This is a genomic window from Chryseobacterium sp. VD8 (assembly GCF_037149975.1).
In the GTDB taxonomy this organism is placed as follows: Bacteria; Bacteroidota; Bacteroidia; order Flavobacteriales; family Weeksellaceae; genus Chryseobacterium; species Chryseobacterium indicum.
Map to the genome: position 1 here is coordinate 1 of NZ_JBBCQL010000106.1, position 14,655 is coordinate 14,655.

General features: G+C 35.8%; 17 protein-coding genes. 1 reads left to right on the forward strand and 16 read right to left on the reverse strand.

The features are described 5' to 3' along the window. Positions 1-388 precede the first annotated feature (388 nt). From WFK35_RS12680 to WFK35_RS12690, 3 genes are read right to left on the reverse strand one after another with little or no spacing between them, the layout of a single operon-like run. The gene (locus WFK35_RS12680; RefSeq protein ID WP_116097987.1) at positions 389-811 is read right to left on the reverse strand and encodes an organic hydroperoxide resistance protein; all 423 of its coding nucleotides are present in this window, start codon (positions 809-811) and stop codon (positions 389-391) included. Further along, on the reverse strand, positions 812-1,246 hold the full coding sequence (locus WFK35_RS12685) for a MarR family winged helix-turn-helix transcriptional regulator (protein WP_076393251.1): 435 nt from the start codon (positions 1,244-1,246) through the stop codon (positions 812-814). Positions 1,247-1,269: 23 nt separating this feature from the next. Further along, on the reverse strand, positions 1,270-1,902 hold the full coding sequence (locus WFK35_RS12690) for an NAD(P)H-dependent oxidoreductase (protein ID WP_336732896.1): 633 nt from the start codon (positions 1,900-1,902) through the stop codon (positions 1,270-1,272). A 182-nt stretch (positions 1,903-2,084) separates the two neighbouring features. On the opposite strand from WFK35_RS12690, the gene WFK35_RS12695 reads away from it, so the two are divergent. Then, a complete protein-coding gene (locus WFK35_RS12695; protein WP_336732897.1) occupies positions 2,085-2,837 on the forward strand; it encodes an SDR family oxidoreductase in 753 nt (250 codons plus the stop codon). Between the two features lie 16 nt (positions 2,838-2,853). On the opposite strand, the gene WFK35_RS12700 is transcribed toward WFK35_RS12695, so the two are convergent. From WFK35_RS12700 to WFK35_RS12760, 13 genes are all read right to left on the reverse strand, one after another. Beyond that, positions 2,854-3,165, reverse strand: a complete 312-nt coding sequence (locus tag WFK35_RS12700) for a hypothetical protein (RefSeq protein WP_336732898.1) — start codon at positions 3,163-3,165, stop codon at positions 2,854-2,856. Between the two features lie 64 nt (positions 3,166-3,229). Further along, on the reverse strand, positions 3,230-4,189 hold the full coding sequence (locus WFK35_RS12705; protein ID WP_336732899.1) for a protein-glutamine glutaminase: 960 nt from the start codon (positions 4,187-4,189) through the stop codon (positions 3,230-3,232). An 800-nt stretch (positions 4,190-4,989) separates the two neighbouring features. Beyond that, the gene (gene lipB, locus WFK35_RS12710) at positions 4,990-5,718 is read right to left on the reverse strand and encodes a lipoyl(octanoyl) transferase LipB (protein ID WP_336732900.1); all 729 of its coding nucleotides are present in this window, start codon (positions 5,716-5,718) and stop codon (positions 4,990-4,992) included. Positions 5,719-5,750: 32 nt separating this feature from the next. Then, complete coding sequence (gene trpA / locus WFK35_RS12715) at positions 5,751-6,485, reverse strand: tryptophan synthase subunit alpha (protein WP_336732901.1); 735 nt, start codon at positions 6,483-6,485, stop codon at positions 5,751-5,753. Next, a complete protein-coding gene (locus WFK35_RS12720; RefSeq protein ID WP_336732902.1) occupies positions 6,486-7,337 on the reverse strand; it encodes a GIY-YIG nuclease family protein in 852 nt (283 codons plus the stop codon). 28 nt (positions 7,338-7,365) lie between these two features. Continuing rightward, complete coding sequence (trpB, locus tag WFK35_RS12725) at positions 7,366-8,550, reverse strand: tryptophan synthase subunit beta (RefSeq protein WP_336732903.1); 1,185 nt, start codon at positions 8,548-8,550, stop codon at positions 7,366-7,368. After that, the gene (locus tag WFK35_RS12730) at positions 8,540-9,103 is read right to left on the reverse strand and encodes a hypothetical protein (RefSeq protein ID WP_336732904.1); all 564 of its coding nucleotides are present in this window, start codon (positions 9,101-9,103) and stop codon (positions 8,540-8,542) included. Before WFK35_RS12730 ends, trpB begins: the two co-directional genes overlap by 11 nt. A gap of 237 nt (positions 9,104-9,340) precedes the next feature. Continuing rightward, positions 9,341-10,015 (reverse strand): phosphoribosylanthranilate isomerase, encoded by a 675-nt coding sequence (locus tag WFK35_RS12735; protein WP_336732905.1) that lies wholly within the window; start codon positions 10,013-10,015, stop codon positions 9,341-9,343. 10 nt (positions 10,016-10,025) lie between these two features. Continuing rightward, entirely contained in the window at positions 10,026-10,805 is a 780-nt protein-coding gene (gene trpC, locus WFK35_RS12740; RefSeq protein ID WP_336732909.1) for an indole-3-glycerol phosphate synthase TrpC, read from the reverse strand. Positions 10,806-10,870: 65 nt separating this feature from the next. Further along, positions 10,871-11,182, reverse strand: coding sequence for a GIY-YIG nuclease family protein (locus WFK35_RS12745; protein ID WP_336732906.1), 312 nt, complete (start codon positions 11,180-11,182; stop codon positions 10,871-10,873). Positions 11,183-11,251: 69 nt separating this feature from the next. Beyond that, entirely contained in the window at positions 11,252-12,238 is a 987-nt protein-coding gene (gene trpD / locus WFK35_RS12750) for an anthranilate phosphoribosyltransferase (protein ID WP_336732907.1), read from the reverse strand. A 38-nt stretch (positions 12,239-12,276) separates the two neighbouring features. After that, the gene (locus WFK35_RS12755) at positions 12,277-12,867 is read right to left on the reverse strand and encodes an anthranilate synthase component II (protein WP_108411658.1); all 591 of its coding nucleotides are present in this window, start codon (positions 12,865-12,867) and stop codon (positions 12,277-12,279) included. Positions 12,868-12,877: 10 nt separating this feature from the next. Continuing rightward, on the reverse strand, positions 12,878-14,305 hold the full coding sequence (locus WFK35_RS12760; protein WP_336732908.1) for an anthranilate synthase component I family protein: 1,428 nt from the start codon (positions 14,303-14,305) through the stop codon (positions 12,878-12,880). Positions 14,306-14,655: the final 350 nt, after the last annotated feature.

Here is a 14,655-nt window from a genome sequence, read left to right on the forward strand (position 1 = left end):
TTTTTATATTGATCCGCCACCACCCAATATCAACACAAGACCTTCCCCTTTTTCCCTACAGACCGCTTTCCCAACCTTTTTTTACCCAAAAAGAATTAAAAAAATGTAACCCTTTAATAGTTTAAATTTAAATCTTAAAAGGAAAAAAAAGCCCAAAAGTTTAAAAAAATCAAAGATTTTTTCTCTTTGCAGACTTTTGAAATACCTTGAATAAATCCAATAAAGTCTTTTGTGTAGCTTTTGCGGTTAAATTTAAAATGAGTTTACAACAAACATATAAACGTTTTTCGGATGAAACAAATTTCTGTTTAAAGTTTCTTATCCTGCTAAACAAAAAAATCTGCTTCCAAAGAAACAGATTCTGATATTTATACTGTAAAACGCTGAATTAGTTATTCGTAACTGAAAGTTTTACTTCGATATTATTTCTTGTCGCATTAGAGTACGGACAGATTTGGTGCGCTTTCTCTGTTAAAGCCTGTGCTTCCTCAATAGAAACTTCAGGAATATTTACATCAAGCTGAACAGCCAATCCGAAACCACCGTTTTCCAATTGTCCGATGCTTACTTCCGCCGTTACCGTAGTTTCTCCGGTTTTTGCTTTAGACAAAGAAATTACTCGGTTCAGTGCGCTGTCGAAACATGCAGAATATCCTGCTGCGAAAAGCATTTCCGGATTGGTAAAATCGTCATTGGCTCCGCCTAAAGCTTTAGGCATTTTCACGTCCAGATCAAGAACTCCGTTTTCGCTTTTTACGTGTCCGTTTCTTCCTCCTGTTGCAGTTACTTTTGTTGTATACAAAGTTTTCATTTATTTTTCTATTTTAGTTAATATTTTTTGAACATTTTCTTTCAGAGCCTTCCAGTCTTCTGGCGATGCTCCGATTTTCTGAAATAATTTTTCCGGAATTCCACAGGCTTTTTCCTGTAAATTTCTGCCGGATTCTGTGATGAAAACTTCCACCACACGTTCATCTTCTTTTTTTCTTTTTCTTTCGATAAATCCTTTATTTTCAAGTCTTTTAAGAAGCGGTGTAAGCGTTCCGCTGTCCAGATACAGCTTTTCGCCGATGCTGTTTACCGGAAGTCCGTCATGTTCCCAAAGCACCATCATTACAAGATACTGCGGATAGGTAATATCCAGCTCATCGAGAAAAGGACGGTAAAGCCCCGTAATTTCCTTCGCAATAACATATAAAGGAAAGCAGAGCTGGTTTTCTAATTTTAAAAATTCGGGATTTTCCATGATTTCTGAAAAATGAAGAGGTTTTATTTTTTGATGATGAATTCGTCCATTGGAATTCTTACTTTTTTCATGTGCGACAGCCAGTCGTTTTTCTCATCTCTGTATCCTAAATACAGTAAGCTCACACTTTTTAAGCCTAAAGCTCTCAAGCCCAAAATTTCATCCACCACTTCATTGCTGAAACCTTCTGCGGGAGTGCTGTCTACTTTAAGTTCCGCAGCCTGAGCCATAGCAAGTCCTAAAGCAATATACGTTTGTCTTGCGGTATGCGCGAAATGTTCTTCTGGAGTCGGCGCACCGTAGATTTCTTTAATTTTATCGGTGTAGCTGGAAAATCTTCCTCTCGGCAAATCTCTTACATCGGTGTGATGATCGTACACTTTATCGATTTTCTCATCAGAATAGCTGTCCCATGCCGCGAAAACCAAAACATGAGAAGAATCTCTCATTACTTCAGGATTCAACGCACCCTGAACCATTTTTTCTTTTAATTCCTGATTTTCCACTACGATCACACGGAAAGGCTGTAATCCGGAAGAAGTAGGAGCGAGTCTTGCGGCCTCTAAAATTTTATTTAAATCTTCTTCTGATACTTTTTTTGTTGGATCGTATGCTTTTACAGCGTGTCTCCAGTTTAAATCTTCTATTAATGACATTTTGTTAATTTTTTTATTTGAATACTATGATGCAAAAATATTGCCAAATTAAATTGTGTACAATTTAATTTTGTTAAATTTAATTTAAAAAATTTTAAAACCTTCTTAAAACATCGCAGGAATCGGATTTTTTCTGAAGACTGAACTTTCCATTTTTGCTGAAGAATTTTAAACCAAAAACAATGCAGAGATTTAAAAACAAAACCGCTCTGATTACAGGCGGAACCAATGGAATGGGATTCGCAACAGCGCAACAGTTTATACAGGAAGGCGGAAAGGCAATCATCACAGGAAGAAGTGAAGAAAATGTAAAAAATGCCGTAAAAAAGCTAGGCAAAAATGCTTTCGGAATTGTTTCGGATGCCGGAAAAATAAGCGATCTGATGAATCTTAGAAATGAAGCTGAAAAATTAACGGAACATATTGATCTGGTGTTTGCAAATGCAGGATATGGAAGATTTGCTTCGATTGAAAATGTGGATGAACATCATTTTGATGAGCTTTTCAATATGCTGGTAAAAGGCAGCTTTTTTACTGTTCAGCAGATGCTTCCTTTAATGAAAGAGGGGAGTTCGGTTGTGTTTAATACTTCTTTTGTCACAGAATTCGGAATGTTCAATTTTTCGGTGTATTCTGCGGCAAAAGCGGCAGTTCAGTCTTTTATTAAAACTTTCGCAACTGAATTGACGACTAAAGGAATCCGCGTAAACGGAATCAGTCCGGGACATATCAAAACCAATATTTTTAATAATACGGGTTTAAATTCAGAACAGATTGATGAAGCCGTAAAGCATATTATTCCTGCTATTCCTTTTAAAAGACAGGGAGAACCTTCGGAAATTGCAAAAGCAGTACTTTTTCTTGCTTCCGATGAAGCATCTTACATTCACGGAGCCGAACTGAGGATTGATGCCGGAATATCTGTAATTAAATGATAATGTGATGAAAAGATTATTTTACGTCTTTGATCTGTCTGATAATATTGGTTTTATTTTCAATGCCAATATCATATTTTTTGTTTGTCTTAAGACTTAAAGTTGCCTTTTCGATAAGATGGGTATAATCCTGAGATTTTTTTGAAAGATAGAAAACCTGCGCGCTGATTCCTATGGAAACACGAGCAAATTCTTGCGGTCGATCCGGATCATCTGTAATATCGGTAATCACTGAATTGTTGTACCATGTAAGGTTTTGTGAACTTTGATTGCCGGAGCAGGAAATGACCATCATTATTATGAAGAGAATATAGGTTAAGAATTTCATGAAAATATAATTTAAAAAGCTCCTGCAAAATAACAAATAATTGCAGGAGCTATATAAAGATTTGTTAGAATCCGCAGCTTGCTACACTTGGAGCCGGAACAGGAGAGCATCCGGACAATGTTGAAAATGTTGTCAGAACACAATTTGTATTTATATAATTATTGTCATAAAGCAGCGAACCGGACGGACTTCTGTAATATACATTTCCTGCCGTATTAGCATAAGACGAAACAGAGGCAGAGCCGCAGCTTGTATTTACGCAGGCATTTCTCCATGTAACATCGGTTACCGGACCAGATGTGAAAAGAGAAGGATCTATAATTCTTTTCTCCACTACACCGGAAGCATTTTTAAAGCTTACCAAGATGGCTACGTGATATCCCCACGAAACACAGCATGTTCCTGTAGAAGCTTTCAGATTTCCGTAGACAAATTGTTTTTCGCAGTCATAACCTGCATTCAGAAGGATCTGTCTCATTTTATGAGCTCTTGCATAACATCCGTCCACTGCATATCTGAACGTGATACATGGTGAAGAAGCTGTAGAAGTTCCACACGACTGATTTTTGATCTGTGTGAAAAGATTGTTCAGAGTCGCCTGATTCGGAATTACACTTACTGCTTTGCTGGTTTCACTTTGAGTTTCTTTGGTGAAAATAGATTTGAAGTAAGTAACATCTTCATCTGTTGCTTTTTCAACTTTGGCAATTTCGTTGGAATTTTTTTTCAGAAAAACATGAACCGGAGTTTCATTTTCGACCGCTGATTTAATCATTGAGATGAAGGCTTTGTTTTCTTTGCTGTCTTTAATTTCATAGAACTGCGCCGAAATGACGAAAGAAACTTTCAGTACATTGCCTTCCTTCTGGATTCCTACCGGAATAGTGCTGCCAAAGTCTCTCATGGCATTTTCATTGGTTTCTTTTACAACGAGATTCGGATCCTGATTGGCACTGGAATCTGAACAGGCATTGGAGGAAAGCACCATCACAAATGCCATTGCGGATAGCAGAAATTTTTTCATAGTTTTAATTTTTGTGGTTAATGATGTGCAGTTTGTTATTGATAGTTCACTGCGTTGTGATTTTAAAAGTAATAAAAAATTGAATATAAAATTCAAAATTTTTAAGAAATTTTATCAGGCATTCAGATTACCGATAAATACTGGAAAAATTAAATCGGGCGAAAGTATTTAATGTGAGTATGATGAAATTAATGGGGCATAAATTGATCATGTTTTATCACTCTTACCGAACTTCAGTCTGATGCGAAAATTATCAATCAAGGTTAGGTTGGGCAAAATTGATAATAAGTTTCGGCTGAAATCTTTCTGTTTTTCTATTTAACCTGAGTTCGGGATAAGTCTTCTTAAACGCAAGGATAAACAAAGAGATTAAATTATCAGGAATTCATTTTTTAAGATATACAAAGGCGTAAAATTGATCAAAGTAATACCATTTTTGTCTTTTTTAAATAAACGAAGTGCCTTTGTTTAGCTTACCAACTTTCAATAAGTACAAAAAATCTTTTGTTTTCCTTTGCGATAAATTAATATAATACTAAATCTATTGTTTAAATTTATTTCTTATCCCGAACTCAGGTTATTTAAGTTGTTTATAGTAAAAATCTTCTCCTTTAGGAGAAGAATCTGCGTAGAAATAATAATCAGTTCATCAATCAATCCGTAGGATTGATATCTGTAATTCTCAATGAATTTTCTAAAGATAGCGTTCCTACGGAACGCCGAACGTACGTCTAATATTCGTTTTTTAATTAAAAATCCCTACATATCGCAATATGCAGGGAAATGTTATTTAGTGAAAATTACTTAGCAATAAGTTTCGCTTCGAAAATCTCTGTAAAATGCTTTCTTATTTTCGCTTTAATGTCTTCCATTTCTTCAGGAGTGAGTTCTCTTTCCAATTCTCTTTTTAAGGAAGTTACCTGCTTGTCTTTAATGCCGCACGGAATAATGTATTCAAAATAACGCATATCCGTATTTACATTTAAAGCAAATCCGTGTAAAGTTACCCAGCGTGAAGCTTTTACCCCCATAGCGCAGATTTTTCTTGCATAAGGTTTTCCCACATCCAGCCAGACTCCGGTTTCTCCGGGAGATCGTTCGCCTTTCAATCCGTATTCGGCAATGGTTCTGATGATGACTTCTTCCAGATTTCTCATATATTTATGAATATCCGTGAAGAAATTTTCAAGGTCTAAAATAGGATAGCCTACAATCTGTCCGTAACCGTGATACGTAATATCTCCGCCGCGGTTTACCTTTACGAAAGTGGCTTCGATTTCTTTCAGTTTATCAATTCCGGCAAGCATATTTTCTTCATGCCCGCTTTTTCCCAGCGTATATACATGAGGATGTTCTACAATAAGAAAATGATTGGGCGTTTCGCTGTGCTGTTCCGCAGGAAGATCGCGGTTTTTAATTTTCAGATCTATGATGTTTTTCATCAGAGACTCCTGATAATCCCACGCCGACTGATATTCCCGCGTTCCTAAGTCTTCAAATTCTACTACTTTATTCTGAATTGTATTCATATCATTTTTTGAATACACAAATTTAGTGATTTTTAGGCTTTAATGGAATGGATGAAATCTATAGCTTTGGTCTTCCAGTCTCTATTTTGAAGTAAAATGTTGACGAAAGCAGTTCCGATGATTCCGCCATCCGCTTTTTCGGTTACATTTTCGAAGTCTTCTTTTGATTTGATTCCGAAACCGATCATCACCGGATTTTTCAAAGGAAGTGAAGCTAATCTTGAAAGATATTCTTCGTTTTTGAGAACAGCCTGATCGTTTCCGGTGGTTGAAGACGAACTGACCGCATACAAAAATCCGGAACTTAAGGAATCGAGGTATAAAATTCTTTCGTCCGAAGTTTCGGGAGTCACCAGAAAGGTGAAATTCAGATGGTATTTTGCTAAAATTTTCTGATAGTTTTTCTCAAATTCGATGGGAGGGAGATCGGGAATAATTAATCCTGAAACTCCACTTTCCGAGCATGCTGCACAGAATTCTTCAAATCCGAAACGCAGCACCGGATTGATGTAGCCCATTAAAATTAAAGGAACTTTTATTTCGTTTTTAATGGATTTCAATTGCGAGAACAGTTTTTCGATGGTCATTCCGTTTTTCAGGGCTAATTCATGAGCCTGCTGAATAACGGGACCGTCTGCAATAGGATCGGAATAGGGCATCCCGATTTCGATCATCTCTGCGCCGGAATCCTGAATTAATTGTATGATTTCAGCAGTGTTTTCCAGTTCGGGAATTCCTGCGGTGAAGTATATATTTAGTTTTTTCATTTAAATTTCTATTGATTTTAAAATTCTGCCATCAGATAATTTCCATTCCGTTAATCCATTGGCGCTTCTTCCCATAACTATTGCAGCAGCGGTGGATGGACTACTAAATAAATAGTCTTCGGTAAAGTCAAGTTTATTATGAGTATTGATGATTTTTTGTTCATCTATCAATCTTTGTCGGAAATTTATGATTGATTGATTCAGTGAAGTAGTGACGGTATCAGCAATTTCTGATCCTTTTAAAACGACAAATCCCTCATTAGTAATCTGACCTTTCGCATTTGCACCTCTTGTAGCTCTTATATAAAATGTGTTCTTTTCCTGCTCTTCAAATGTTTGATTTTCATGAATGAGTTCTTCAAAAATCTTGTAACCTAAAGTATTGGTTAAAAGTTTTATGTTCTCAGTAAATTCTTCCATTTCTGCACGATCTGATTCAGAAATACTAGGCTTTGTAGGTATGTTAGAGTTAACTAAATCATATCGGTTTACTTTTTTTGCTGTTTCGTAAAGTCTGTTTTCTAAATATTTTATGTGAGCTTTGTTTAAATTATCATCTTTACTAATAAAAACAATAACTTCATTCCAGAAATCTTTACCGGAAATATGCTGAGTAATTCTTTTGTAAATTTCTTCACCTTCTCCTATGTATGCTAAATCTTTATTGTTATCGGTTGATTTTCCAAATAAAATATAAATACCTGTATTTTCGAGTTCAGACCTATCTGCTGATATTTTTATTTTATTTCTTGGAATTCTGAATGCTTTTCCAGTCCAATTAGAGAGTTCACACGTTAATCTTCCATTAGGTTCGCCGTCAATAAGAAATATTTTAATGGTTTTTCCAAACATAGTAATAGTTAATTAGTTTATTGCAAAATTAAGAATTAAGATGTTTCAGATACGTTTCCATATCTTTATCTCCGCGACCGCTGAGACAAATGACCACAATATCGTCTTCGTTGAATTTCTTTTTGTCGAAAACTGCGAGCGCATGAGAACTTTCCAGAGCGGGAATGATGCCTTCGAGTTTGGTGAGCTCAAATGCTGATTTTAGTGCTTCATCATCGTTGATGCTGAAAAATTCTGCTCTTTGTTCCCTGAACAAATTGGCGTGAAAAGGTCCGATTCCGGGATAATCCAGTCCTGCGGAAATGGAGTGGGGTTCGATAACCTGTCCGTCATTGGTCTGCATCACAAGGCTTTTGCTTCCGTGAAGAATGCCTAAAGTTCCCAGAAAAGTCGTTGCGGCAGATTTTCCGGATTCTACACCGAAACCACCGGCTTCAGCAGCAATAATTTTCACGTGTTTTTCGTTCACAAAATGGTAAAAAGCGCCTGCTGCATTGCTTCCGCCGCCAACACAGGCAATAATATAATCAGGATTTTCTCTTCCTGTCTGTTCCAGAAGCTGTTCTTTTATCTCTTTTGAAATTACACTCTGAAATCTCGCCACAAGATCCGGAAAAGGATGCGGACCGACTACACTTCCGATCACGTAATGAGTGGTCACGGGATTGTTGATCCAGTCTCTTAAGGCTTCATTTACAGCGTCTTTCAGGGTTTTAGAACCTGAAGTTGCGGGAACGACTTTTGCGCCGAGCATTTTCATTCTTGCGACATTGGGAGCCTGTCTCTGGATATCGACTTCACCCATGTAAACAATGCATTCCAGTCCTAAAAGCGCGCAGGCTGTAGCGGTGGCAACGCCGTGCTGTCCGGCTCCGGTTTCGGCAATAATTCTGTTTTTTCCGAGACGTTTTGCCAACAAAACCTGTCCTAAAGCGTTATTGATTTTATGCGCACCGGTGTGGTTGAGATCTTCTCTCTTTAAGTAAATTTTGGTATTGTATTTCCGGCTTAAATTTTTCGCAAAATACAGTGGCGTTGCACGTCCTACGTAATTTTTTAACAAATCCTGATATTCCTGTTGAAAATCTTCAGATTCAATAATGTCAAGATAGTTTTTTTGCAGTTCCTCTACATTCGGGTAGAGCATTTCCGGGATGAAAGCGCCTCCGAATTCTCCATAATATCCGTGTTCGTCGGGGTTTCTATAATTCATTTTGTAATGTATTTATTAATGAAAGGTTATAATCAAACTGCTGTTTGCTGATCTGTCTGTTCTTATGCAGCAAATGCAGTTTTGCAGTTAAATCTATTAAAATATTTAAATTCAGTTTCGAGCCATACATGGTAATCGCAATTTCAAGATTATCAATGAGATAATAAGAATCGAATTTCTCATACAGGCAGAAAATTTTACAGTAAACGATTCCGAAATCATATTTTACACTGGCTTTTACGTTGCTATCGAGCAATTTATCGGCAATCACTACCAAATGATAGCTGTCCCAGAAATGAATGGTTTTAAAGAAATATTCGACATCTTCTTTGTGAAAATTTTTAATGATTTCGATGAAATCACTTAATAATTCTCCGATGTACCAATATTCTGTATTGCTGTCATTTTCAGAGACAAAATCATGCAGTCTTTCTACTTTTTCATTTTCAAATTTTTGAGAAAACAGGACTCTGTGAACGGATTTTCCGATCTCTTCAAGATTTAATTTCTTAAATTTTAAAAGTTTGAGTTTTCTCGAATAATATTTTTTCAATGTTTTTTGTTTTTTTATTGTAAGCTTGTTTAAACTTTTTTACCACAAAAGATTTAAACACTTTAGTTGTTTAAGTTTACTACTTAAATGGAAAAAAGAGCACATAAGTTTAAAAAAATCAAAGATTTTTTTTCTTTGCAGACTTTTGAAATACTTTAAATAAATCCAAAAAAGTCTTTTGTCTTTTGCGGTTAATTTTAAAATGAGTTTAAACAAATTTTGTGTTTTAATGTATGATCAGATCAGTTTTTCTTTAAATATTTTTATTTGGCTGATGTTTTTAATTCCGGGTTCTTTTTCGAACCTCGAATTGATGTCCAGAGCAAACGGTTTTTGTTTTAAAATGCTTATGTTTTCTATATTTTCTTCTGAAATTCCGCCACTTAAAAAATAGGGAAGGGGAATTTCAATGTTGTTTAACAAATTCCAGTCGAAGGTTTTTCCTGTTCCTCCAAATGTTTTTGAATCGGTATCGAAAAGAATATAATCGTTTGTTTGCACATATTGATTGATTGTTTTCTGAAGCTCATCAGAGTTTTGATTTCCGATTCGGATTACTTTGATGATTTTGATTTCAGAATTTAATTTTTTTCTTAATTCTGTAATAAAATTTTCATCTTCATCGCCGTGAAGCTGTATGAAATTCAGTTTAGCTTTTTCTGCTGTTTCAATTATCTTTTCTAAATTTTCATTCACAAAAACACCGACTTTTCCAGAGTGTTCAATTGCTGAAATCTGTTCCGGATTTAAATGTTTCAAAACATACCTGAGCGATTTTTCATAAAAGATAAAACCAAGAAAGTCTGTCTGTAAAGATATTAACTTCTGAATCTGATCAGATTGGGTTAATCCACAAACTTTTAGCTTCGGAGCATTTTTATTCGTCAATAGATTGTTGTCTGGTGATTTCATAATCTGATTTTTAAATTCCTGTATTCGAAATAAATTCAGCCAGCTTTTTTCCGGGATTTTCATGTTTCATAAAATATTCGCCCATCAGAAATCCGTCGAAACCTTCATTTTTTAAGTATCTGAAATCTTCTTCGTTGTAGATTCCGCTTTCGGCAACAGACAGAATTTCTTTCGGAAGCTGATTTTTCAAATTAACGGAATGTTGCAGATCTACTTTGAAATCTTTTAAATTTCTGTTGTTAATTCCTACAAGATCAATGTTTTTATGAATATGTTTCAACTCTTCTTCGGTATGGATTTCCAGTAAAACTTCCAATCCCAACTCGTGAGAAAGTTCTGTAAATTCTGAAACCTGCTGCGGTGAAAGACAGGCTGCAATCAATAAAATAACATCTGCACCGATGCTTTTGGCTTCATAAAACTGATATTCATCAATCATGAAATCTTTTTGCAGGATCGGAATATTTACAGAATTTCTTACATTCAGAATATCCTCAGAACTTCCTCCGAAAAAATCCCGATCCGTTAAAACAGAAATTCCGCTCGCTCCGAATTTTTCATATGCAAAAACCACTTCTAAAGGTGAAACGGTATCATTAATAATTCCTTTGGAGGGTGACTGTCTTTTGAATTCAGCAATGATTCCGCTTCTCTTTTTTAAGCTTTCTTTCAGTGAAAAATTTTCTCTTCCGAAAAATTCAGATTCCTTCAATACTGAGACTGAAGTATTCGATTTTGAGAAGGAAACCTCTTCTTTTTTTCTTTGTATGATTTTATCTAAAATATTCATCTTTCTTTTTAATTTACTATCCATTGTCATTTCGAACGTAATGAAATGAAGTGAGAAATCTAACTTTAAATGGTTTCATTTGAGAAATTCCAATCAGGATTAAAATCATCTATTAATTTGTCCTTTTTCATTCTGGAATATCCCTTAATTTGTTTTTCTCTTAAAATTGCCTGCTCAATATCCTGAAAATGTTCATAATAAACTAAATAAAAACATTTGTACTTAGAAGTAAAATGAACTTTGTCTTCCGTCTTTGGATTTTTATGTTGATGTAATCTGGTTTTTAAATTATTTGTTACACCTACATACAAAACAGACTTGTTATAATTTGTTAAGAGGTAAACATAATAGTTATGTGTACCTAAAGTTTTCAGCATATTCTGTGTTTTTATAGATTCTTCGCTTCACTGCGTTTCGCTCTGAATGACAAATGAAATGAAAAAATATTATTCCAAAAGAAGTTGCAGACTTCTTAATGCTTTTCCTCCGTGTAAACTTTCTTTCGCCATCAAAAGGCAATCTTCATAGCTTCCGAATTTTTCGGTATGATAAAGGGCAACCGCTGCGTTTGCCAATACGACAGCATTCTGTTGTTCCGTTCCTTTTCCCTGAAGAATATTTCTGAAAATTTTTGCCGTTTCCTGAGGCGTTTCTCCCGCTTTTATGCTTTCATGTGTAATAGAATCAAAACCTAGATCTTCTGTGGAATAGACTTCTTCTCCTTTTTTGGTAATAATTTTACTGTCGTGGGTAAGACTGATCTCGTCGTAGCCGTCCATCCCATGAACAAGGATAAAATCACGGTTGTCCTTCTGCAAAAGATACTGGTAAATTCTTGCGATTTCCAGATTGTAAACTCCGATCATGGAAAACTGAGGTTTTGCAGGATTCACAAGCGGACCGAGAAGGTTGAAAAAAGTTCTGAGACCTAAAGCTCTTCGCAGCGCACCAACCGATTGCAGTGCCGGATGAAAGTAGGGAGCGTGTAAAAAACAGATGTTGGCTTTTTCAAGATCTTCCTGAAGTTTTTCCGAACTGTTTTTAAATTCATAGCCCAGTTCTTCCAGTACATTGGAAGATCCGGTGATGGTAGAAGCTCCGTAATTTCCGTGTTTCGTTACTTTCTGTCCCGCTCCTGCGACTACAAAACTTGATAAAGTTGAAATATTGATGGTGTTTTTTCCGTCACCGCCCGTTCCTACAATATCAATGGCATCTCCGGAATCGATGTTTACGGGAACTGCCATTTGCAGAAGGGCTTCACGAAAGCCTTCGAGCTCTTTAAGTGTGATATTTCGCATGAGGAAAACACTTATAAAAGCCGTAACTTCGGTTGCATTGAATTTATTCTGGGCAATCTCAATCATAATCGCCTTTGCCTCAGATTTGGACAAGGTATGATGATTAAAAAGGTATTGCAGGATCTCTTTCATTTGTGGAGGTTTTATGGTTGAGGGAATTTGTGCTGTTTTCAATTGAGTAGAAAATTTTTGATGATAATTTCTCCCTGCGGAGTAAGAATGCTTTCCGGATGAAACTGTACACCGTGAACATCATATTTTTTGTGCTGTAACGCCATAATCATTCCATCTTTGTCTACTGCGGTAATTTCCAGTTCTTCCGGTAAATCTTCGCGGTTAACAACCCAACTGTGGTATCTTCCGACTTCAATTCCGCTGGATAGATTTTTAAAAATTTTGGTATCTTCTTTTACGAAATCTGCGGAAGTTGCCACTCCATGAAAAATTTCTGAAAGATTGGTTAAACTTCCTCCAAAAGCTTCTGCAATTGCCTGCTGACCGAGACATACGCCTAAAATGCTTTTTGTAGGAGCGTATTCTTTGATCAGATCCAGTAAAATTCCGGCTTCTTCCGGAATTCCGGGACCGGGTGAAAGTACTATTTTATCGTACTGATCGATTTCTTCCAGACTGATCTGGTCATTCTTTACCACATCTACTTTGGTATCTAAAACTCTCTCGATAATCTGAACCAGATTGTAGGTAAAGCTGTCGTAGTTATCGAATACGAGAACTTTGGTTTGTTTTATAGTATTGCTCATTTTTTTGATTTTAGTAATTTTCGACTAATTTCTCCGCTTTTTCCACTGCTTTTTTCAGGGCATTCAGTTTATTGTTTACTTCCTGAAGCTCACTTTCGGGGTTGGATTTTGCCACAAGTCCGGCTCCTGCCTGATAATACAGCGTATTGTTTTTGCTTAAAAAAGTACGGATCATAATTGCCTGATTGCAGTCTCCGTTCAGTCCAATCATCCCAATGCATCCTCCATAATATCCTCTGGAATCTTTTTCATACTGGTTAATTAACTGCAACGCTCTGTGTTTTGGGGCTCCGCTTAAAGTTCCCTGCGGAAAAGTTGTTGCCACCATTTCGAAAGGATTTATATTTTCCTGCAGATCTGCCGTCACTTCGCTTACCATGTGGATAACGTGGGAGAAAAGCTGTATTTCCTTTAATTTGGTTACCGTTACGTTTTTTCCGAGCTTTCCAAGATCATTCCTTGCGAGATCTACAAGCATCGTGTGTTCTGCATTTTCTTTTTCATCGTTTTTTAAAGTTTCGATAGACTGGAGATCGGTTTCAAAATGTCCTGTTCTTTTGAATGTTCCGGCAATCGGATGAATAACGGCTTTGTTGTTTTTGATGATTAACTGGCTTTCAGGGCTTGAACCAAAGAGTTTATAATTGCCATAATCGAAGAAAAATAAATAAGGGGAAGGATTGATGTTTCTTAATGCACGGTACACATTGAATTCATCTCCTTTAAATTTCTGCTGAAATCTTCTGCTTAAAACCAATTGAAAAACATCGCCTCTCATGCAGTGTTTCTGGGCTGTTTTTACGAGTTCGATATATTCTTCATCCGTAATATTAGAAGTTTCTGCTCCTTCTTTTTCGAAAGGATAAATTACGGAATTCAGATTCTTGATTAAACTTTCCAGCAGGTAAAATTCAGATTTTACACTTTCCATCTGATTTTCAATGATATGCATTTCGTCGTTGTAATGATTGATGGCAATAACATATTGATATAATCGGTACCGAAGAATCGGGATTTCACCTTCGGGACTTTGTGTTTTGAACTGAATATTTTCAAAAAACTGAACCGCCTCGAAACTGGTATATCCGAAAAGGCTTTGTGCCGTCTGTTCTATAGGATCTGCCGTTTTTTCGCATTCGAAAAGATCCGAGAAATTCTGAAAAACATCTTCAATTTTATTTTCAATGATAAATTGTTTTACAGGTTCCTGTCCCGGAAGTTTTATTTCAAAATCATTTAAATTTTTAATTTCAATTCCGGCAATCGCATTGATGGCAATGAAAGAGAAGTTATTATCGATATTTTTAGAATCTGAACTTTCCAGAAGAATGGTATCTCTGAATTTGTCGCGAATCTGCAGATAGATATTCATCGGAGTCTGAAGATCTCCGAGTGTTTTTTTGGAAACGGTTTTTATTTTTATCTTTTTACTGAACATTGCAGTTGAATTTTAAAATGGATGAAACAAAAAAAGACTTCAACGATTACGTCAAAGTCTTTATTATTTGTTATAAATTATTTCTGTTGGTTGTTTAGCATTAACAACATGACAATAACATCAGACCCGACGAAGAGTTTGAATGCCACCACCACATATTTTTGTTGTTAACCATAGTACAAATGTATATAATTTTTTTAATATGAAAACAAAAAAAATATGAAATTAAAAAAAACTTTTATGGTTGTCCTCAATTTATCATCATTAAAAAAACTTTGCGTTCTTTGCTGAGTGAAACGGCTTTGCGATCTCAAAAACAGTCGGCATATACAAAGAATCTTAGCGAACCT

Coding starts and splice junctions, on each gene's coding strand:
- WFK35_RS12720 (WP_336732902.1), bottom strand. CDS start 7,337: ATGTTTGGAAAAACCATTAAAATATTTCTTATTGACGGCGAACCTAAT.
- lipB (WP_336732900.1), bottom strand. CDS start 5,718: ATGAATACAATTCAGAATAAAGTAGTAGAATTTGAAGACTTAGGAACG.
- WFK35_RS12690 (WP_336732896.1), bottom strand. CDS start 1,902: ATGTCATTAATAGAAGATTTAAACTGGAGACACGCTGTAAAAGCATAC.
- WFK35_RS12685 (WP_076393251.1), bottom strand. CDS start 1,246: ATGGAAAATCCCGAATTTTTAAAATTAGAAAACCAGCTCTGCTTTCCT.
- WFK35_RS12680 (WP_116097987.1), bottom strand. CDS start 811: ATGAAAACTTTGTATACAACAAAAGTAACTGCAACAGGAGGAAGAAAC.
- trpD (WP_336732907.1), bottom strand. CDS start 12,238: ATGAAAGAGATCCTGCAATACCTTTTTAATCATCATACCTTGTCCAAA.
- WFK35_RS12695 (WP_336732897.1), top strand. CDS start 2,085: ATGCAGAGATTTAAAAACAAAACCGCTCTGATTACAGGCGGAACCAAT.
- WFK35_RS12705 (WP_336732899.1), bottom strand. CDS start 4,189: ATGAAAAAATTTCTGCTATCCGCAATGGCATTTGTGATGGTGCTTTCC.
- WFK35_RS12760 (WP_336732908.1), bottom strand. CDS start 14,305: ATGTTCAGTAAAAAGATAAAAATAAAAACCGTTTCCAAAAAAACACTC.
- WFK35_RS12700 (WP_336732898.1), bottom strand. CDS start 3,165: ATGAAATTCTTAACCTATATTCTCTTCATAATAATGATGGTCATTTCC.
- trpB (WP_336732903.1), bottom strand. CDS start 8,550: ATGAATTATAGAAACCCCGACGAACACGGATATTATGGAGAATTCGGA.
- WFK35_RS12745 (WP_336732906.1), bottom strand. CDS start 11,182: ATGCTGAAAACTTTAGGTACACATAACTATTATGTTTACCTCTTAACA.
- WFK35_RS12755 (WP_108411658.1), bottom strand. CDS start 12,867: ATGAGCAATACTATAAAACAAACCAAAGTTCTCGTATTCGATAACTAC.
- trpC (WP_336732909.1), bottom strand. CDS start 10,805: ATGAATATTTTAGATAAAATCATACAAAGAAAAAAAGAAGAGGTTTCC.
- trpA (WP_336732901.1), bottom strand. CDS start 6,485: ATGAAAAAACTAAATATATACTTCACCGCAGGAATTCCCGAACTGGAA.
- WFK35_RS12735 (WP_336732905.1), bottom strand. CDS start 10,015: ATGAAATCACCAGACAACAATCTATTGACGAATAAAAATGCTCCGAAG.